Source organism: Chlorobaculum parvum NCIB 8327 (genome assembly GCF_000020505.1).
GTDB classification, from domain to species: domain Bacteria; phylum Bacteroidota; class Chlorobiia; order Chlorobiales; family Chlorobiaceae; genus Chlorobaculum; species Chlorobaculum parvum_A.
Genome location: NC_011027.1, coordinates 673,041 through 691,770, shown reverse-complemented (window position 1 = coordinate 691,770; position 18,730 = coordinate 673,041). Strand labels below are relative to the sequence as shown.

17 protein-coding genes are annotated in these 18,730 nt (G+C 55.1%); 9 read left to right on the top strand and 8 right to left on the bottom strand.

The annotated features are described in order from the left end of the window. Window positions 1-59 precede the first annotated feature (59 nt). Together dnaK and pscD are read left to right on the top strand one after the other, a co-directional pair. A complete protein-coding gene (gene dnaK / locus CPAR_RS03295; protein ID WP_012501898.1) occupies window positions 60-1,976 on the top strand; it encodes a molecular chaperone DnaK in 1,917 nt (638 codons plus the stop codon). Between the two features lie 329 nt (window positions 1,977-2,305). Next, window positions 2,306-2,737: a photosystem P840 reaction center protein PscD gene (gene pscD, locus CPAR_RS03290; protein ID WP_012501897.1), complete on the top strand. Its 432-nt coding sequence runs from the start codon at window positions 2,306-2,308 to the stop codon at window positions 2,735-2,737. Between the two features lie 166 nt (window positions 2,738-2,903). Here the strand turns inward: pscD and ybgF are convergent, their stop codons facing one another. The 8 genes from ybgF to CPAR_RS03250 form a co-directional block, all read right to left on the bottom strand. After that, window positions 2,904-3,695, bottom strand: coding sequence for a tol-pal system protein YbgF (ybgF, locus tag CPAR_RS03285; protein ID WP_012501896.1), 792 nt, complete (start codon window positions 3,693-3,695; stop codon window positions 2,904-2,906). An 85-nt stretch (window positions 3,696-3,780) separates the two neighbouring features. Beyond that, the gene (gene pal, locus CPAR_RS03280; protein WP_012501895.1) at window positions 3,781-4,290 is read right to left on the bottom strand and encodes a peptidoglycan-associated lipoprotein Pal; all 510 of its coding nucleotides are present in this window, start codon (window positions 4,288-4,290) and stop codon (window positions 3,781-3,783) included. Window positions 4,291-4,373: 83 nt separating this feature from the next. Continuing rightward, window positions 4,374-4,856 carry a peptidoglycan-associated lipoprotein Pal gene (gene pal / locus CPAR_RS03275; protein ID WP_041466117.1) on the bottom strand — a complete coding sequence of 161 codons (483 nt, stop codon included), beginning with the start codon at window positions 4,854-4,856 and terminating at the stop codon, window positions 4,374-4,376. Between the two features lie 43 nt (window positions 4,857-4,899). Continuing rightward, window positions 4,900-6,204 carry a Tol-Pal system beta propeller repeat protein TolB gene (gene tolB, locus CPAR_RS03270; protein WP_012501893.1) on the bottom strand — a complete coding sequence of 435 codons (1,305 nt, stop codon included), beginning with the start codon at window positions 6,202-6,204 and terminating at the stop codon, window positions 4,900-4,902. Window positions 6,205-6,338: 134 nt separating this feature from the next. Then, window positions 6,339-7,238: a TonB C-terminal domain-containing protein gene (locus tag CPAR_RS03265; RefSeq protein ID WP_012501892.1), complete on the bottom strand. Its 900-nt coding sequence runs from the start codon at window positions 7,236-7,238 to the stop codon at window positions 6,339-6,341. A gap of 15 nt (window positions 7,239-7,253) precedes the next feature. Further along, window positions 7,254-7,673, bottom strand: coding sequence for a protein TolR (gene tolR / locus CPAR_RS03260; protein ID WP_012501891.1), 420 nt, complete (start codon window positions 7,671-7,673; stop codon window positions 7,254-7,256). Between the two features lie 16 nt (window positions 7,674-7,689). Further along, on the bottom strand, window positions 7,690-8,352 hold the full coding sequence (gene tolQ, locus CPAR_RS03255) for a protein TolQ (protein WP_012501890.1): 663 nt from the start codon (window positions 8,350-8,352) through the stop codon (window positions 7,690-7,692). 33 nt (window positions 8,353-8,385) lie between these two features. Continuing rightward, a complete protein-coding gene (locus CPAR_RS03250; RefSeq protein ID WP_041466116.1) occupies window positions 8,386-9,963 on the bottom strand; it encodes a DUF92 domain-containing protein in 1,578 nt (525 codons plus the stop codon). 659 nt (window positions 9,964-10,622) lie between these two features. Between CPAR_RS03250 and ilvD the strand changes: the two genes are divergently transcribed. The 7 genes from ilvD (at window position 10,623) to CPAR_RS03215 (ending at window position 18,726) form a co-directional block, all read left to right on the top strand. After that, complete coding sequence (gene ilvD / locus CPAR_RS03245) at window positions 10,623-12,305, top strand: dihydroxy-acid dehydratase (RefSeq protein ID WP_012501888.1); 1,683 nt, start codon at window positions 10,623-10,625, stop codon at window positions 12,303-12,305. A gap of 68 nt (window positions 12,306-12,373) precedes the next feature. Beyond that, window positions 12,374-14,095: a biosynthetic-type acetolactate synthase large subunit gene (gene ilvB, locus CPAR_RS03240; RefSeq protein WP_012501887.1), complete on the top strand. Its 1,722-nt coding sequence runs from the start codon at window positions 12,374-12,376 to the stop codon at window positions 14,093-14,095. Between the two features lie 8 nt (window positions 14,096-14,103). Beyond that, window positions 14,104-14,583, top strand: coding sequence for an acetolactate synthase small subunit (gene ilvN, locus CPAR_RS03235; RefSeq protein ID WP_012501886.1), 480 nt, complete (start codon window positions 14,104-14,106; stop codon window positions 14,581-14,583). 46 nt (window positions 14,584-14,629) lie between these two features. Continuing rightward, window positions 14,630-15,622, top strand: a complete 993-nt coding sequence (ilvC, locus tag CPAR_RS03230; protein WP_041466115.1) for a ketol-acid reductoisomerase — start codon at window positions 14,630-14,632, stop codon at window positions 15,620-15,622. Between the two features lie 12 nt (window positions 15,623-15,634). After that, window positions 15,635-16,690 (top strand): 3-isopropylmalate dehydrogenase, encoded by a 1,056-nt coding sequence (gene leuB, locus CPAR_RS03225; protein WP_012501884.1) that lies wholly within the window; start codon window positions 15,635-15,637, stop codon window positions 16,688-16,690. Between the two features lie 137 nt (window positions 16,691-16,827). Further along, complete coding sequence (locus CPAR_RS03220; RefSeq protein ID WP_012501883.1) at window positions 16,828-18,123, top strand: 3-isopropylmalate dehydratase large subunit; 1,296 nt, start codon at window positions 16,828-16,830, stop codon at window positions 18,121-18,123. 27 nt (window positions 18,124-18,150) lie between these two features. Then, window positions 18,151-18,726, top strand: a complete 576-nt coding sequence (locus CPAR_RS03215) for a LeuD/DmdB family oxidoreductase small subunit (RefSeq protein ID WP_012501882.1) — start codon at window positions 18,151-18,153, stop codon at window positions 18,724-18,726. Window positions 18,727-18,730: the final 4 nt, after the last annotated feature.

Sequence of the window (18,730 nt, the reverse complement as noted above, 5' to 3'; positions counted from 1 at the left end):
CTCATAAAGAGGAGGCCGGCATGAGATGAGCACCACACAAACAAAAGGAACGTAACATCATGGGAAAAATTATCGGAATCGACCTCGGCACCACAAACTCCTGCGTAGCGGTCATGCAGGGTACCCAGCCGACGGTCATAGAAAACTCTGAGGGCTACCGGACGACTCCGTCCATGGTCGCCTTCACCAAAACGGGCGAAAGGCTCATCGGCCAGGCTGCAAAACGCCAGGCTGTAACCAACCCGAAAAACACCATCTTTTCTATCAAGCGCTTCATGGGCCGCAAGTATGATGAAGTACCAAACGAAAAAAAGTTCGCCTCATATGACGTGGTCAACGAAGGCGGTGACGCTCGCGTGAAAATCGGCGAAAAGAGCTACTCTCCCCAGGAAATCTCGGCCATGATTCTGCAGAAGATGAAGCAGACGGCAGAAGACTTCCTCGGCGAAAAGGTCACCGAAGCCGTTATTACCGTACCGGCATACTTCAACGACGCCCAGCGTCAGGCAACCAAGGACGCGGGAAAAATTGCCGGCCTTGAAGTCAAGCGCATCATCAACGAGCCGACCGCCGCAGCGCTGGCTTACGGCCTCGACAAGAAAAAGGAGAATGAGAAAGTGGCCGTCTTCGACCTTGGCGGCGGTACGTTTGACATCTCGATTCTCGAACTCGGCGATGGCGTGTTCGAGGTGAAATCGACCGATGGTGACACCCACCTCGGCGGTGACGACTTCGACCAGGTGATCATCGACTATCTGGCCGACGAGTTCAAGAAGCAGGAAGGCATTGATCTCCGCAAGGACGCTATCGCTCTCCAGCGCCTGAAAGAGGCTGCCGAAAAGGCCAAGATCGAGCTGTCGTCTCGCACCGATACCGAGATCAACCTTCCGTTCATCACCGCAACCCAGGAAGGCCCGAAACACCTGGTCATCAACCTGACCCGCGCCAAGTTTGAGGCTATGAGCGCAACGCTGTTCGACAAGGTGCTTGAACCTTGCCGCCGCGCACTCAAAAACTCGAAACTCGACATGAAGGAGATCGACGAGGTCGTGCTGGTCGGTGGTTCAAGCCGTATCCCGAAGGTGCAGGCTCTCGTGAAGGAGTTCTTCGGCAAGGAGCCCAACAAGAGCGTGAACCCTGACGAGGTGGTCGCCATCGGCGCAGCTATCCAGGGCGGCGTGCTTCAGGGCGACGTCACCGACGTGCTCCTGCTCGACGTCACCCCGCTGTCGCTCGGTATCGAAACCCTCGGCGGCGTCATGACCAAGCTGATCGAGGCTAACAGCACCATTCCGACCCGCAAGCAGGAGACCTTCTCCACGGCTGCAGACAACCAGACTTCGGTTGAGGTGCACGTGCTGCAGGGTGAGCGCCCGATGGCCAGCGACAATAAAACGCTCGGCAGGTTCCACCTCGGCGATATTCCGCCGGCACCGCGCGGTATCCCGCAGATCGAGGTGACCTTCGACATCGACGCCAACGGCATCCTGAACGTGTCGGCCAAAGACAAAGCCACCGGCAAGGAGCAGAGCATCAAGATCGAGGCCAGCGGCAAGCTCACGGAGGCTGAAATCGAAAAGATGAAAGAGGACGCAAAGGCACACGCCGACGAGGACCAGAAGCGCAAGGAAGAGATCGATCTCAAGAACTCTGCTGACTCGCTCATTTTCAGCACCGAAAAACAGCTCAGCGAGCTTGGCGACAAACTTCCGGCTGACAAAAAAGCCGAGATCGAAAGTGCGCTCGAAAAGCTGAAGGAAGCCCACAAGGCTGGCAGTGCCGATGCCATCAAGCCTGCCATGGACGAGCTGAGCAAGGTCTGGAGCGAAGCAGCCTCGAACCTCTACCAGCAGCCTGGCGCAGAAGCAGGCGCTGCTCCGCAGCCTGAAACCAACGGCCAGCAGGAAAGCAAAGGCGGCGACGGTGCCGTCAACGCCGAATACGAAGTCATCGACGGCGACGACGACAAGAAGTAAGACCTGTTAAGCCAACCACCAAAAAGCCCTGAGTCAATACGAATCGGGGCTTTTTGTGTTTTCTGCGGATTAAAGAAGGCTTCTGACGCTTTTGCACTGCACCGCCTGCGAAACCTGTTCCCACTGCTCTCTCCAACAAATAAAATCACAAGAAAACAGTCATGTGCAAGCTAGAAAAAACCAATCACCAGCAACTCCTGGCTTAACAAAGTGAGAGAAGCGCAAAGCAACGAATCTCTTTTTTATTTGCAGACCTTTTGCTAACTTAACTTTGTTTAAGGTTTGCACAATCACTGTGCCAGTGTCCGCCAATCAAACCGAGCAGAACCATGGAGCCTCAGCTCAGCCGTCCAGAAACCGCATCCAACCAGGTTCGCAAATCAGTATCAGGCCCTTGGTCTGGAAATGCGGCTCACAAAGCAGAAAAGTATTTCATTACCTCGGCCAAACGTGATCGGAATGACAGGCTCCAGATTGAGCTTGTTCCGACATCCGGTCGCAGGAAACTCTCTCCGACCCCGGAGATGATTCGCAGACTCATCGACGGCGAAATCGAGATTTTTGTACTCACCACGCAGCCTGACATCGCCATCGACATGAACAAGCAGGTCATCGATATGGAAAACCGCTATGTGATTGATTTCGACAAGCGCGGAATCAAGTGGACGATGCGGGATATTCCTGTGTTCTACCGTGAGGGTAAGGGATTGTGCGTCGAGCTCGATCGCAGAATTTATACTCTGGATGAGTTTTTCAAGTAACCGGTTTCAGCCCAGCTTGTCTAAATAGATTTCATCGAAAGCCATGCCTCAAAGCGTGGCTTTCTCTGTTTTCGTATAAAAGTGAAATCGCCATCCAAACTTCTGAGTCAGTACGTTTGGATGGCGATTTCTGCACGGCTTGATTACTCAGCACCTATCGTGTGCACTAATTTGCGTCCATCTTCTTTTTGGCGAGCCGGGCTTCCGGAGTTTTGGAATAAAGATTTACCACATCCCTGTAACGAGCCTTGGCATTGGCCTTATCCCCGATCTGCTCGAACGCAAGCCCCTGCTTGTACAGCGCAGCGGGCCGTTTAGCGCTTTTGGTGTATTTGGCGATCACAACCTGGTATTCAAGAATGGCCTTTTCATACCACTGCTCTTCATAATAGCTTTCAGCGAGGTAGAACTGCGCATCGGAAACTTTCGGAGAATTGGGGTTCTTTGACATGAACTCCTTGAAACGCTCACGTGCGCTGTTATAATCCTTTTTCTCCATCAGGAGAAGACCTTCACTGAGCAAATTCTCGCTCATAGAAGCTTCAGATGCGGAAGGTTTGGATACAGGCACTCCGGGCTGAACAGGCGCTTTAACTACAGGTGGTAGTGGAGTATTCGATTGCCCCTCTGGTGAAGCAAGCCCGATATATTTCTCTATCCTTGCAATTCTGTTTTCAAGCTCATTGGTCTTACTGACCTGCAGAGAGTCTTCCATATCAAGCCGCTTCATCGCGCTCTGATAGTTGTACTGCAACTCGTTGATCGAGCCGCGAAGCCGCGCAATGTCCTCTCGATATTGGGTCATTTCCGAGTAAGAGCCCGCCGATTGCTGTTTGATCGTCTGGGACTCCTGCTTCAATTGGGAAACCTGTCCCTGCACATAGCTCAGATCATTCTGTGACGCACATGCCGAGAGGAGCACAAACGGCAAAAACAAAAAAGATCGTTTTTTCATCATAGATCCAACATTGGTTCATCTATAAAAGTAAATACCGGGGCACCGGGCAATGCCCGGTCTCCGGTAAGAAGATTCGATGAGACGGTTATTTCGTAATGAAATGATCCCGTCTATTTTTAGCCCAAGCCTCTTCATTGTGGCCGGGATCAAAAGGCATTTCCTCGCCAAAACTTACCGCTGTAAGACGGCCTGCGCTGACACCGGCAGTAATCAGATACTCTTTAGCAGCAGTGGCACGGCGTTCGCCGAGCGCCAGGTTGTATTCATCGGTACCACGTTCGTCGCAATGTCCCTGGATGGTTGCATTGACCAGAGGATTTTTCTCCATCCATGCGGCATTCTGCTTCAATTGCTCTTGAGCTTCGTCACTCAGGGCTGAACTGTCGAAATCAAAGAAAATATCCCCAATAACTGCACCGGCAACAGCGTTGTCACCCGAAAGATTCTCAACGGTTACACCCGATGTGGCACCGTCAGCCCCAGCTCCATACCCGGCACCTGAAGCGTCTCCAGAGGTCGATACCGCACTTTTCGAAGAACAACCCGCCAGAATAATCATGGCAGCACCGATAAAACCAGGTAATGTGTGTCTCATACTGTTCCTCTCAATTTGTTGAGCGTTTATCAGCAAAAAAACCGGAGAGCCCGCAGACTCTCCGGATAATCAACATCAAATCATTATTTCTCTACGAAATGCACTCTTCTGTTCTGTGACCAGGCCGCCTCGTCATGGCCGATTGCGAACGGTTTTTCCTCTCCATAGCTGATCGTGGAAAGACGATCCCCGCTCACGCCGAGACTCATCAGTGACTCTTTGGCCGACTCCGCCCTGCGCTCACCGAGAGCCATGTTGTATTCCGCGGTTCCGCGCTCGTCGCAATGCCCCTCGCACACGAGGCTCTTGCTCTTGTTCTGAGCCATCCACTCGGCATTGTCCCTCAGCTGTGCCTGGCTTTCAGGAGTGATAATGGAACGATCAAAATCGAAGAAAATATCTCCAAGCATGACGGATTTCACAGGTGCTGGTGCCGGAGCTGGTGCCGAAGCGACAGGCGGAGGAGGAGCGGCTTGCTTGTTATACGGATAGTGACAACAGCAAGCGCCGAGAAACAGCACTGCCGGAACGTACAGGGCTCTGGTGATCGCTTTAACAGGGGTCATATAGTCCTCCACTGATTAAAAGATTGACGAGAAGAAAAACCGGTTAATTCCTGATCGACCATGACGGCTGCTGCTGCTCACCCTTCATATTGAGCAAGGGCCGCTGGTTGGTCCCGTCGACATTCATAACATATAATTTTCTCGAGCCGGCCCGGGTTGATGAAAAAACAATCATGCTTCCATCGGGTGACCATGAGGGGTACTCATTATTCCTTGCGCCGCTGGTCAATTGAAGCAGATTTGAACCATCGACATTGATCATAAATATATTGATTTCACCGTTCTTTTGCAGGGACGAGTACAAGATTTTATCGCCAGATGGCGACCAGGACGGCTGGGTATTGTAGGTGCCGCTGTAGGTAAGCCGCCTGACGCTTCCACTTGAAAGATCCTGAATGAAAATCTGCGGAGGGCCTTCCCGGGTCGAGACAAACGCCATTTTGGAACCATCAGGTGAAAAACTCGGAGAGACCTCGATACTGTGCCCCCTGGTCAATCGGCGAGCGACAGTCCCGTCAGCCCTGATAAGATAAAGGTCTTGTGAACCTTCGTAAGACAGGGTTGTAGCACACTCGTTGGTGCCGGGACGCCAGGCCGGACTGATACAAACGCCCTGCTTTTTAACCGAAACCGTCGAGCCGGTGGAAAGATTTTTGATGTAGAGATCGGGACGGCCGCTTGAAAAATCAGTCCAGGCAAGAAACCTCCCATCTGGCGATACTGAGGGCGTAAGTGAAATCGACTTCGTATTGGTAAGCTGACGGATGTTCGTCCCGTCGAAATCGCACATATAAATCTCTTTCTGGCCGGTGCTATTTGATACAAAAACCATTTTGGTGCCAAAGACCGACCGTTTACCGGTAAGCATCTCGACCAGATCGGCGCAGAAACGCAAACCGATATCGCGAAGCGCCTTGTCCTGGCCACTATATTTCCGATTGAGCAGCAGCTTGCCGGTAACATCCCACACCTGCATCTGCATGGCCGGATCGCCGCTCTGCTTCGTCACGCTGCCGCCGACAAACACATCGGCGCCAATCGACCTGACAGCGCCGAGATTCAAAGCACCATTCTGCGCATTCCGGATATTCAGTGGCGCCGGCATAAGGTTGAACAAACCGGTAAAATCAAGCCCACCCTGGATGGTGCTGTCCAGACTTCTGGCCCATTCGGATTCCTTGCCGCCGTTGGACTTGAGATGGTCGAGAATGATCGAAATTCTGCCACTCCCCTCCTTGCGGATGGCGATATACTCGTTTACCTCCTCCGCCCTGATGGTAAAAGGGACCATAAAAAGGCAAAAAAGGGCAATAAGAGTACGAACTGAAGAAATCCTGGCGGTTTTCATAACAAGCTAACTGGATTGAACATTGTTGAAGCCGAACACACCGCAACCGGCAAAGAAAAAATATACACAAAACAACAATACGCGCTTTTCAGTCTATGCAACAAGATAATCACAATCGTGAATAAGCAAACTGCTTACTGGTTGATACCTTGTGGAGTAAAGACAAACCCTACCCAAAGACCTTTAGTACCGTACTCCTTCGGAAGAGGTGGAAATGGAGCAGATTTTTCAAGCGCACGCCGGACAGAGCTGTTCAGATATTCACTCGTCGATTTCCGATCGTACCGAGTCTGGCTGACCGAACCATCCGGCATGATATAGATGAAAACATAGACCTCCATGCCCGAAGTGCTCCTAACCATCTGGTTTGAAAAAGACCAGTTATCCTGAATAATTCCGGCAATTTCAGCCTTGTAAGGATCAAACGCGCCTCCACCACCGCTGCCATACCTGCCGCCTCCTGCTCCCGAACCGGAGCCGGACGAAGCCGTCCCGCCACCTTCAGAAGCCACCTGCTTCTGGAGCTTTGCCAAAGTGCTGCTGAGATTGGACGGACCGCTGGAAGCTGCGCCCTGCTGCTTGGCTTCACTTTTTTTCAGTTTGTCAAGCGTGGCCTGAAGATTTTTGCGCTCATCGGAAACTTCCGGCTTTTTCGGAGACTGCTCGGGAGGCTTGGCAACCAGAGTCTTTTCAGGAATTTTCTTGACCGTCGCTGGCTTGGCAACCTTGGGTTCCGGTTTGGGTTGCGAAGGCTCAGGAACCTTTTTCACGGCAGGCGGCTCCGCTTCGGACGCTTTTGCTTCCGGAGCTTCTGCGGGTGAAGCCGGGATGCTTTTCGGTCCGCCGGCAGGGCCAGGACGTCCGGGCATTGAAACCAGAGACACGTTAACCACTTTCAGCGGCGGATGCATCCGGACATAGAGAAGCTGGAAAAATACAACGACGGCAATAAGCGCCAGGTGCGCAGCTGCTGCAACGCCAAGCCAGACGTAAAACCGCCGTTCTTCCAGTCTCAGTTCATCCCTTGATTGCATACTTTCTGCGCCGAATCAGCGTTCTTGATGATTCGAGTCCCCGGGCTCTGTCACCATACCGATCTTTTCCACTCCAGCTTCCCTGATCGATGCCATGACTGACATAACAAAACCGTAAGGAAGCGTGCGGTCAGCCTTGAGATAGACCTCATCAGCCTTCATGGATTCCAGAATCTTCGGCAGACGATCGGCCAGCTCCGAAGCATCGAGCTGGTAGTCGTTGATCATCACCTTGCGGGAAGCATTGACGCTCACCACAAGCCCTTTGGGATCGATATCCATACGCTCATGCGTCGTCTGCGGCACATCGACCTTCATGCCGCTGGTCATCATGGGCGCAGTCACCATGAAAATGATAAGCAGCACCAGCATGACGTCAACAAACGGCGTCACGTTGATTTCGCTCATGAGCCTTGTTTTCTGTCCGGTCATCATCGTCAGGGCCCTCCGCTTACTGCTGATTGAGGTACGATTCGACGAAATCGGGCACGAAATCCTCCAGGTCTCTCTCGATCTGACCGATTTCGCTGGTAAGATAGTTGTAGCCGATCACCGCCGGAATAGCCGCGACAAGACCTGTAGCCGTAGCCACCAAGGCTTCGGAAATACCCGGCGCAACCGCCGCCAGTGAAGCGGACTTCATGAGGCCGATATTTTGAAAGGAGCTCATGATGCCCCACACGGTACCGAACAGACCGATAAAGGGTGCCGTATTGCCAACCGTGGCAAGAAACGGCACCAGACGGCTCAGACGTTTGCTTTCGGTATTGACCTCCCGCTTCACAGCTCGCCTGATATGCTCTTTCAACCGAGCATCATCTCCCCGGTTACGCATCGAGCTGTATTCGATGTATCCGGCACGAAACACTCTGGGCAGCGAACCGCTCCGGAAACTCTCACTGGTGGCAAAGAGACGATCGGTATTTTGCAGCTCAAAAAAAGAGTCGAGAAAATCCTGCGACTCCTTCTTCGACTTCCTGACCATGCCAAACTTCCAGGCGATAATTGCCCACGAGAGGATGGAAAACAGCACCAGGATCAACAGGACCATCAGCACCACAGGCCCGGAGCCTGCAATCATTGAAACGATTCCGCCACTGACTTGTTCAGGCATGGTTGACTCTCTCGGCTAAGTTCATGATAAATTTCAGAAAGATGCCAGGTTACGCACGGCCAGATAGGCAACCACGGAACCCGATATGGCACACAATGTATTGACCAGATCGTTGTTAACAAAATGGTATCCTTTTAGCAATTCATTCGTTACACGACTGCCATCGGAAGCGATGCTGTGCGTGCGTTCCGTCACTTTTTTGCGGATAGGATCGTAGTACTGCGCCTGCACCGTCGCCCCGAAAAAGCTGTCCACCAGACTGGCCATCAGACCTGCAACGCCGATCACCAGCAGCGACTGTATAATGCCTACCTGATTGATCCACGAAACGTTCATCAACGCAGCGCTCGAACAGATCAAAAGCGAGCCGACAAACGAAGCCGAGGTGCCTGGAATAGACACACCGCCGGAGGTTCCCACCGGCACCTCCTTGAAGGTGGTAATCAGCCGTGCTTTCGGATTGGGCCACATCGTGCCGATTTCGGTCGCCCAGGTATCGGCCTGAACAGCTGCCAGCGTGCCGAGGTAAGCAAAAAAGATATAGGGATCACCTGACAGCGAGTAGATTGCCATCATGAGCCAGGCAATGCCACCATTTGCGTAAACCTGGCCGGCATCACGCTGTGAGCCTTTCTCGAAAACCAGATCGAACCGCGCCTTGCGTTTCCGGCCGAGCTTGGAGAGAATCGAGGAGAGCAGGTAAAACGTCAGAAGCGGCACCGTCCAGACCAGACCACCGATACCGAAAATGGTTGTGCCAAGCAGAAAGGTAGCCGTTGCACCGCTGTTGTTGAGGAACTTGACCACAACCGAAAACAGCGCCAAGAGAAGGGCGAACACACCACCGAGCAGAAATCCTTCCACCGTAGCAATGTGGCTCACCTCGATCACATACAGCACATAGGCAATCGAAACCGGAATGAACAGGTTATCAAGACCGTAGGAAAAGAGAGCCTCGACTGCCGTCGCGAGCAGGGCAAGCAGCAGCGCAAGGCATAGCAGCATCCATACCGGCTGACCGACAAGACCGCCGGTGAAGAAGGGCTGGAACACCAGTAGCGAAATAGATAAGATAAGCAAGCTGGAAACAAACATGGCAGCCGACCCCTGAAGGGTTTTGCGGTTATTGCCAAACCCGTCGAGATGCGCTCCACCGGAGGCCGTACCTACCAGTGCAGCCAAGGCGTCACTGACACCAAGCACCAGCATCGAAGTTTGGAGAATCCAGACATGCTCATTCCACAGCACAAGTGCTTGCAAAAAAAAGATCATCGGAAAGAGCACCGGGCCATAACTCGGCACCGGCTTGCCGTCCTCATTCATGAGCGGCTCGGCATGCAACGAACTCAACAATCCGGATTTGAGGCTCAAGAGACCAACACCAGCAAGCAAGAGTGAAGCAATCAGGGGATAAAAGTTAGAACTGAAATAGGCGGGAATAAAAAACATAACAACCCCCATGCTCAGATGGGTCACCTTTCTGACCACAAGCGAGTTGACCGAAAACTTCCGGGTCAGCAGTTCACCGAGCAGAAGGAAAGAGCCAACCAACGTCAGCAGCAGAAAAAAAGAGGGCAGATCCTGTCCGGAAGGAGGTTGGATACTCACCATAGTACTGGCTTTCTGAAAAAATAAGGGCATAAGACTAATCCTTTAGAGAACTTCAACGAATGAACAGAGCGATCATCCGTTCCTCTGATTAACTTGTTCCACAAACTTATTGTTTGAGCGCAACAGGATGAATTTTCCGCGATTCCGACCCCATTGCCCAGCACTTTTTACCTTTCCAAGGCGACTGCGAGGAAAGGCACTCTGTCAAGATAATATTTTCAAATTTTTACACCACCCTGATCCAAGTTAAATTATAGTTGTTTTTTATGAATTCCGTCAATATCCGGCTTGATTTAATAGCACGGAAACTGTAAATTATCTCCAATTTTCTTTATAAACTGGCGCGACAACAGAATCACAGCAATGCCGTTTACAAACCCCGCTCATTTCATGACCCGATACACTGCGCATTCGGGTGCATTCCGATCCGAAGCCACGGCTTCCGCTCCCGCACGTCCAATCCTCCTCCTTCTTCTTTCCGGCATTATCCAGATCGTATCGGTACTACTCGTACAGGTACTCATTCATGTAGCCTGACTGCCAGGCCCTTGCCAAGTCCATTGTATTCTTTTTCTCGACAATAGATTCAGACTCCAGGGCTTCAGCGCAAAGAGGCCCGGACGTTCTTGTTTTCAATTGCTTAACCATTGCCATAACTCATGAGATCTGACACCATAAAAAAAGGGTTCGAAAAAGCTCCGCATCGCAGCCTGCTCAAAGCTACCGGCGCTATTTCGACAAGAGACGATTATTCAAAGCCTTTTATCGGCATCTGCAACTCCTTCAACGAGCTGATTCCCGGCCACGCGCATTTGCAGGAGCTGGGCCGCATCGCCAAGGAGGCTGTGCGCGAGGCGGGCGGAGTGCCGTTCGAGTTCAACACCATCGGCGTCTGCGACGGCATTGCGATGGGCCACGTCGGTATGCGCTACTCGCTGGCCAGCCGCGAGTTGATTGCAGACTCGGTTGAGACCGTGGTCGAAGCGCACCGCCTGGACGGACTGGTCTGCATTCCAAACTGCGACAAGATCACCCCCGGCATGATGATGGGCGCGCTCCGCACGAACGTGCCGGTCATCTTCGTTTCCGGCGGTCCGATGAGTGCCGGCCACACGCCCTCCGGCAAAACGGTCGATCTGATCTCGGTGTTCGAGGCGGTCGGCCAGTGCAGCACCGGAGAAATCACGGAGGACGAACTCCAGACCATCGAAGAGTGTGGCTGCCCCGGTTGCGGCTCCTGCTCCGGCATGTTCACCGCCAACTCGATGAACTGCCTCTGCGAGGCGCTCGGCTTCGCCTTGCCCGGCAACGGCACAATCCTTGCCGCCGATCCTCGCCGTAACGAGCTGGTCAAAGCCGCCGCCGGGCGCATCGTCGATCTGGTCAACAAAGATGTGCGCCCGCGCTCCATTCTGTCGCGCCAGTCGATGCTCAACGCCTTCGCGCTCGACCTGGCGATGGGCGGCAGCACCAACACGATTCTGCACACGCTGGCCATCGCAAGCGAAGCCGAACTCGAGTTCGACTTCTCGGAGCTGAACGATCTGTCGGCCAAAACGCCCTACATCTGCAAGGTGAGCCCGGCAACGACTGAGGTGCACATCGAGGATGTGGATCGCGCGGGAGGCATTTCGGCGATTCTGAAAGAGCTGTCGAAGGTCGAGGGCCTGCTCGATCTGTCCGCACCGACCGTCACCGGCAAGACGCTCGGCGAAAACATTGCTGACGCCGAGGTGCTCGACCGCTCGGTCATCCGCTCGGTTGAGGAGCCCTACTCGGCCACCGGCGGCCTCGCAGTGCTCTACGGGAACCTTGCGCCGAACGGTTCGGTTGTCAAGACCGGAGCTGTGAGCCCTTCGATGATGAAGCACACCGGCCCGGCCAAAGTCTACGACTGCCAGGACGACGCCATCGCAGGCATCATGAATGGTGACGTCAAATCGGGCGACGTGGTGGTGATCCGCTACGAAGGCCCGCGCGGCGGCCCCGGCATGCCTGAAATGCTCTCGCCGACAAGCGCCATCATGGGCCGTGGCCTTGGCGACTCGGTCGCGCTGATTACAGATGGACGTTTCTCCGGTGGATCGCGCGGAGCTTGCGTAGGCCACGTATCGCCCGAAGCTGCTGACCGCGGCCCGATCGCGGCGGTACAGACCGGCGACATGATCACCATCGACATTCCGGGGCGCACCATGAGCGTCGCTCTGGATGACGAAACCATCCGGCAGCGCATCGAGGCTCTTCCGGAATTCGAACCGAAAATCAAGAAAGGGTATCTGGCACGGTACGCGCGAATGGTCACATCGGCCAACACTGGCGCCGTCCTGACAACAAACTTTTAAAGCTGCGGGCAAACAGCGGCCGGAAATTGCTTCCGGCTGCATTGCCTGACGATCAACCTGTTCGCACCATGCATACAAATGGAGAGAAACTGAACGGATCCGAAATATTTTTCGAGTCCCTGCGGCGTGAAAACGTCGACTACATCTTTGGCTACCCCGGCGGGGCATTGCTGAAGGTCTACGAAACCCTGCACGATGTCGAGGACATCAAACACATCCTCGTTCGCCACGAGCAGGGCGCGACCCACATGGCCGAGGGCTATGCCCGCGCCACCGGCAGACCCGGCGTCGTGCTGGTCACCTCCGGCCCCGGCGCGACCAATACGGTCACCGGCATCGCCAACGCCTACATGGACTCCTCGCCGATGGTGGTTTTCACTGGCCAGGTGCCAAGCTCGCTGATCGGCAACGATGCATTCCAGGAGGCTGACATCGTCGGCATCACCCGTCCGATCACCAAGCACAACTTTCTGGTCAAGGATGTGAAGGAGCTGGCCTCGACCATCCGCAAGGCCTTTTTCCTGGCCACTCACGGACGTCCCGGCCCTGTGCTGGTCGATATGCCGAAGGATGTGCTTAACGCGATCTGCACCTTCGAGTGGCCGGAGAGCGTTGAAATCCGCGGCTTCAAGCCGACCATCAAGTGCCACACCAACCAGGTGCAGAAGGCAGCCAAAATGATTGCCAAGGCCAAGCGCCCGCTCTTCTACGTCGGCGGCGGCATCATCACAGCTGAAGCATCAGAAGAGCTGCGCAAGCTGGCCATCGAGCAGCAAATTCCGGTCACCATGACCCTGAACGGCCTCGGCGCGTTCCCCGGAGACCATCCGCTCTCGATGGGTATGCTGGGCATGCACGGCACCTACTGGGCTAACCAGGCGGTCAATTCGTGCGACCTGTTGATCGCTGTCGGTGCGCGTTTTGACGACCGCGTCACCGGCAAAATTGACACCTTTGCCACGCAGGCCCACATCATCCACAACGACATCGACCCGACCAACGTCGATAAAAACATCAAGGTCGATCTGCCGGTCGTGGGTGACTCGAAGGATTTCCTCGCCTCGCTGCTTGAAGCGATGCCCAAAGGAAAAGAGGATCGTAGCGAATGGCTCGACCAGATCGAGGGCTGGCGCAAGCAGTGCCCGATGGATTACACCATCGAGCCCGATTCGCTCAAGACCGAGTTCGTCATCGACGAGGTTTCCAAAAAGACCAACGGCCACGCCGTGATCATCACCGACGTCGGCCAGCACCAGATGTGGACGGCGCAGTACTACAAGTTCACTGAACCGCGCTCGATCATCACCAGTGGCGGACTCGGCACGATGGGCTACGGCCTGCCGGCCTGCATCGGCGCAGCATTCGGCGTCACCGACCGCCCGGTGATTCTCTTCACCGGTGACGGCGGCCTGATGATGAACATTCAGGAGCTGGTCACGGCGGTGCACAACAAGCTGCCGGTCAAGCTCTTCCTGATCAACAACAGCTATCTCGGCATGGTGCGCCAGTGGCAGGAGCTGTTCCACCAGGAGAAGTACACCTTCACCGATCTGGAGGAGAGCAACCCCGACTTCGTCAAAGTCGCCGAAGCATTCGGCTGCAAGGCTCTGCGCGCCGATAATCCGGAGTCGGCAAAGAAGGCCATCGATGAAGCGCTCGCCTACAACGATGGGCCGATTCTGGTCGAGTTCAAGGTTATCCGCAAGGATATGGTGTTCCCGATGGTGCCCGCCGGCGCGTCGATCTCCGACATGCTGCTGGCCAGGCTGAATCCAAAAACAATGGTTTAAGCACTTCTATGAAACACATTATTTCCGTTCTGGTCGAGAACAAATTCGGCACCCTGAACCGGGTGGCCGCCATGTTCAGCGCCCGCGGCTTCAACCTTGAAAGCATCTCCATCGGCGAGACCGAAGACACCGAAATCTCGCGTATGACCATCGTCACCCGGGGAGATGACCGGATCGTCAGCCAGGTGCTCAAACAGCTCAACCGGCTGGTCGATACCATCAAGGTGACCGACCTGACCCATCAGCCCCATGTGGAGCGCGAACTGCTCTTGATGAGCCTGAAACTCAACACGAGCTCGCGCACCGAGATTTTCGAGCTGATCAACGTTTTTAAGGGAAAAGTCGTGGATATAAAGCAAAAATCCATTACTATTGAGGTCATTGGTTCGCCGGACAAGATCAACACGGCGATCGACCTTTTCAGGCCGTTCGGCATCCGGGAACTCGCCCGGTCAGGCGCGGTTGCCATACACCGCGGAGAACACTGATTTTTTATATGTCTAACCAGTCAATACGAACATTACGCAAATGTCAATGAACGTCTATTACGAGCAGGATGCCGATCTCGCGGTACTGCAGAACAAGAATATCGCCGTCCTCGGCTTTGGCAGCCAGGGCCACGCCCATGCACTGAACCTGAAGGACAGCGGCATGAACGTCTGCGTCGGTCTGCGCACCGACAGCGCCTCCTGCGACAAAGCTCGCGAGGCCGGTCTGAAGGTTGATACAGTCGCCGAAGCGGTCAAGTGGGCCGATATCGTCATGATTCTCCTGCCGGATCAGACCCAGAAAAGCGTCTATGACAACGAAATCGCACCGAACCTGAAATCGGGCGCAACGCTCGCTTTCGGCCACGGCTTCAATATTCACTACAATCAGATCGTGCCTCCGGCCGATGTGAACGTGATCATGATCGCTCCGAAGAGCCCCGGTCACCTCGTTCGCCGCACCTACACCGAAGGCAACGGCGTGCCGTGCCTCATCGCAGTGCACCAGGATGCTACCGGCGACGCAAAAGCGATTGCGCTTGCATGGGCGCGTGGTATCGGCGGCACCAAAGCCGGCGTCATCGAGACCAACTTCAAGGACGAAACCGAAACCGACCTGTTCGGTGAGCAGGCCGTGCTTTGCGGTGGCTCTGCCGAGCTGATCAAGGCTGGTTTCGAGACCCTGACCGAAGCCGGATACCCTGCCGAACTCGCTTACTTCGAGTGCATGCACGAGCTGAAACTCATCGTTGACCTTTACTACGAAGGCGGCCTTTCCCGCATGAACTACTCGGTCAGCGACACCGCCGAATACGGCGGCATGACCCGCGGCCCGCGCGTCGTCGCATCCGCCGCGAAAGCCGAAATGAAGAAAATCCTCGAAGAGATCCAGGACGGCCGCTTCGCCAAAGAGTTCATCGACGAGTGCAACGGTGGCTACAAGAAACTCAACGAGCTGCGTGACAGCAACCGCAACCATCCGATCGAGAAGGTCGGCGAGAAGCTGCGCGGCATGATGAGCTGGCTCAAAAAGAAGTAAGAGAGGAGAGCCATGTATAAAATTGTATCAATACCCGGCGACGGCATCGGACCCGAAGTGGTGGCTGGCGCTCTTGCCGTTCTCGACGCAGTTGCGAAAAAGCACGGCTTTGAAGTCGAAATCGAGGAGCACCTCTTCGGCGGTGCATCCTACGACGTGCACGGCTCCATGCTGACCGACGAGACGCTCGAAGCGTGCAAGAACTGCGACGCCGTGCTGCTCGGTGCGGTCGGCGGCTACAAATGGGAGAACCTCCCGCACGACAAAAAACCCGAAGCGGCCCTGCTGAAACTCCGCAAAGAGCTCGGCCTGTTCGCAAACCTTCGCCCGGCAAAGGTGTATGACGCTCTCGTGTCGTCATCGACGCTGAAAAGCGAAGTGGTGCAGGGCACCGATTTTATGGTCTTCCGTGAACTGACCGGCGGTATCTACTTCGGCCAGCCGAGAGGCTACGACGAAGCTCGCGGCTGGAACACGATGGTGTACGAACGCCACGAGGTCGAGCGCATCGCACGTCTGGCCTTCGAGTACGCACAGAAGCGCGACAACGCCAAGGTGACCTCGATTGATAAGGCCAACGTGCTCGAAGTTTCGCAGTTCTGGCGCAACATCGTGCACGAAGTGCATCAGGATTTCCCGGAAATCGAGCTGGTGGATATGTACGTTGACAACGCCGCCATGCAGGTGGTGCGCAATCCGAAGCAATTCGAGGTCATCGTGACCGGCAACATCTTCGGCGACATCCTGAGCGACATCTCCGGCATGATCACCGGTAGCCTCGGCATGTTGCCGTCGGCCAGCGTCGGCTCGGAACATGCGCTCTACGAACCGATCCACGGCAGCGCTCCGGACATCGCCGGTCAGAACAAGGCCAACCCGATCGCCACCATCGCATCGGTGGCCATGATGTTCGAGAACAGCTTCAACAGACCGGAAGTGGCGGCTGATATTTACGCAGCCATCGAGGGTGCGCTTGCGGCTGGAATGCGCACGGGCGATATCGCCGCGCCGGGTCAGGCTATCTCTTCGACCACCGAGATGACCGAAGCCATCGTCGCCCGAATTTGACCGTAAAGGCGTCGAAAAAGTAACAGAGCAAGTCCGAACAGCAATGACTGACGGACTGAAAAGCCGGGGCTCTGTAGGCCACCGGCTTTTCAATTTCAATCAGGAAAGGCAATACCGATAACGGAATCTTTCAGATCATGGCACAAACGATAACCCAGAAAATTTTCGCCAAAGCGGCGAACCGCAAGTTCGTCGATCCCGGCCAGAGCGTATGGCTCAATGTCGATGTCCTGTTGACGCACGACGTCTGCGGACCACCGACTTTCGATATTTTCAAGCAGGAGTTCGGCCCGGACGCCAAAGTGTGGGACCCGGAAAAGGTGGTGGTGCTTCCCGATCACTATATCTTTACGGCCAACGAACACGCGCACCGCAACATCGACCTGCTGCGCAAGTTTGCTGCCGAGCAGCATCTGCCAAACTACTATGACGTCGGCACCGACCGCTACCGCGGCGTCTGCCACGTGGCACTGGCCGAAGAGGGCTTCAACCTCCCCGGCACCGTCTTGTTCGGCACCGACTCGCACACCTGCACCTCGGGTGCGTTCGGTATGTTCGGCTCCGGCATCGGCAACACCGACGCAGCTTTCATCCTCGGTACCGGCAAGCTCTGGGAAAAGGTGCCCGATTCGATGAAGTTCACCTTCGAGGGCCAGATGCCCGAGTACCTGACGGCAAAAGACCTGATCCTGCAGATCCTCGGCGACATCGGCACGGACGGCGCAACCTACCGCGCCATGGAGTTCGACGGCGAGGCGGTCTATTCGCTGCCCATCGACGAGCGCATGACGCTTTGCAATATGGCCATCGAGGCTGGCGGCATGAACGGCATCATCGCAGCCGATGCGGTCACTGAAGCGTTCGTGAAGGCGCGCACCAGCAAGCCGTACGAAATCTTCCAGAGCGATCCCGACGCGCAGTACCACAGCATGTACCGTTACAACGTCGAGAAGCTCGAACCGGTCGTCGCCCAGCCGCACAGCCCGGACAATCGCGCTACCGTGCGCAGCGTGGCCGGCACGCCGATCACCAAATCGTACATCGGCTCCTGCACCGGCGGGAAGATCACCGACTTCAGGCTCGCGGCAAAGATTCTCAAGGGCAAAAAAGTCGCCGTAACGACCAACATCGTTCCGGCGACCGTGCTCGTGGCCTCGCAGCTTGAAAACGAGATGTACGACGGCCAAACGCTGCGCCATATTTTCGAGGAGGCTGGCTGCAACATCGCCCTGCCTTCGTGCGCGGCGTGCCTCGGCGGCCCCTCCGACACAGTCGGACGTTCGGTCGATAACGACGTCGTGGTTTCGACCACCAACCGGAACTTCCCTGGTCGCATGGGCAGCAAGATGGCTGGCGTCTATCTGGCCTCCCCGCTGACGGCGGCAGCCTCGGCTGTAACCGGCAAACTTACCGATCCGAGGGACTTCCTCTGATCCAACGAAACTGACAAAGAGAACATCATGGATACCATCATACAGGGTAAAGCCTACGTCCTCGGCAAGAATATCGATACCGACCAGATCATTCCGGCCGAGCATCTGGTCTACAGCCTCTCCGATCCGGAAGAGGTGAAGCTGTACGGCAAATACGCACTCTCCGGCGTCCCGCTTGAGCAGGCAGGCCTGCCGGAAGGCAAGATTCCGTTCGTCGAAGAGGGTCAATTCACGTCGCCCTACTCGTTCATCATCGGCGGCCCGAACTTCGGTTGCGGCTCCTCGAGGGAGCACGCACCGTTCGCGCTGAAAGTCGCCGGGGCAAAAGCGATTATTGCTGAATCCTACGCGAGGATTTTCTACCGCAACTGTGTGGACGGCGGTTTCGTTATTCCCTACGAGACCACCCAGCAGCTCAATAAAACCGTCATGACCGGTGACGAGCTGTCTCTGGATATGGAAAAGAACACGCTGACCAACCTCACGCAGAACATCACCTACGAGCTGAGGCCGCTGGGTGACGTCGTGAACATCGTGCAGGCGGGCGGCATTTTTGAATACGCAAGGAAAAACGACCTCATGGCATCAAGCTCTGAGGCATGAGAAC

What these genes read in the sequence shown, in the direction of transcription:
- pal (WP_041466117.1), bottom strand. Translation starts at nt 4,856, where the DNA reads ATGACCCCTGTTAAAGCGATCACCAGAGCCCTGTACGTTCCGGCAGTG.
- pscD (WP_012501897.1), top strand. Translation starts at nt 2,306, where the DNA reads ATGGAGCCTCAGCTCAGCCGTCCAGAAACCGCATCCAACCAGGTTCGC.
- pal (WP_012501895.1), bottom strand. Translation starts at nt 4,290, where the DNA reads ATGAGACACACATTACCTGGTTTTATCGGTGCTGCCATGATTATTCTG.
- CPAR_RS03220 (WP_012501883.1), top strand. Translation starts at nt 16,828, where the DNA reads ATGGCACAAACGATAACCCAGAAAATTTTCGCCAAAGCGGCGAACCGC.
- ilvD (WP_012501888.1), top strand. Translation starts at nt 10,623, where the DNA reads ATGAGATCTGACACCATAAAAAAAGGGTTCGAAAAAGCTCCGCATCGC.
- tolB (WP_012501893.1), bottom strand. Translation starts at nt 6,204, where the DNA reads ATGAAAACCGCCAGGATTTCTTCAGTTCGTACTCTTATTGCCCTTTTT.
- tolQ (WP_012501890.1), bottom strand. Translation starts at nt 8,352, where the DNA reads ATGCCTGAACAAGTCAGTGGCGGAATCGTTTCAATGATTGCAGGCTCC.
- CPAR_RS03250 (WP_041466116.1), bottom strand. Translation starts at nt 9,963, where the DNA reads ATGGTGAGTATCCAACCTCCTTCCGGACAGGATCTGCCCTCTTTTTTT.
- dnaK (WP_012501898.1), top strand. Translation starts at nt 60, where the DNA reads ATGGGAAAAATTATCGGAATCGACCTCGGCACCACAAACTCCTGCGTA.
- ilvB (WP_012501887.1), top strand. Translation starts at nt 12,374, where the DNA reads ATGCATACAAATGGAGAGAAACTGAACGGATCCGAAATATTTTTCGAG.
- CPAR_RS03265 (WP_012501892.1), bottom strand. Translation starts at nt 7,238, where the DNA reads ATGCAATCAAGGGATGAACTGAGACTGGAAGAACGGCGGTTTTACGTC.
- ilvC (WP_041466115.1), top strand. Translation starts at nt 14,630, where the DNA reads ATGAACGTCTATTACGAGCAGGATGCCGATCTCGCGGTACTGCAGAAC.
- ilvN (WP_012501886.1), top strand. Translation starts at nt 14,104, where the DNA reads ATGAAACACATTATTTCCGTTCTGGTCGAGAACAAATTCGGCACCCTG.
- ybgF (WP_012501896.1), bottom strand. Translation starts at nt 3,695, where the DNA reads ATGATGAAAAAACGATCTTTTTTGTTTTTGCCGTTTGTGCTCCTCTCG.
- leuB (WP_012501884.1), top strand. Translation starts at nt 15,635, where the DNA reads ATGTATAAAATTGTATCAATACCCGGCGACGGCATCGGACCCGAAGTG.
- tolR (WP_012501891.1), bottom strand. Translation starts at nt 7,673, where the DNA reads ATGATGACCGGACAGAAAACAAGGCTCATGAGCGAAATCAACGTGACG.
- CPAR_RS03215 (WP_012501882.1), top strand. Translation starts at nt 18,151, where the DNA reads ATGGATACCATCATACAGGGTAAAGCCTACGTCCTCGGCAAGAATATC.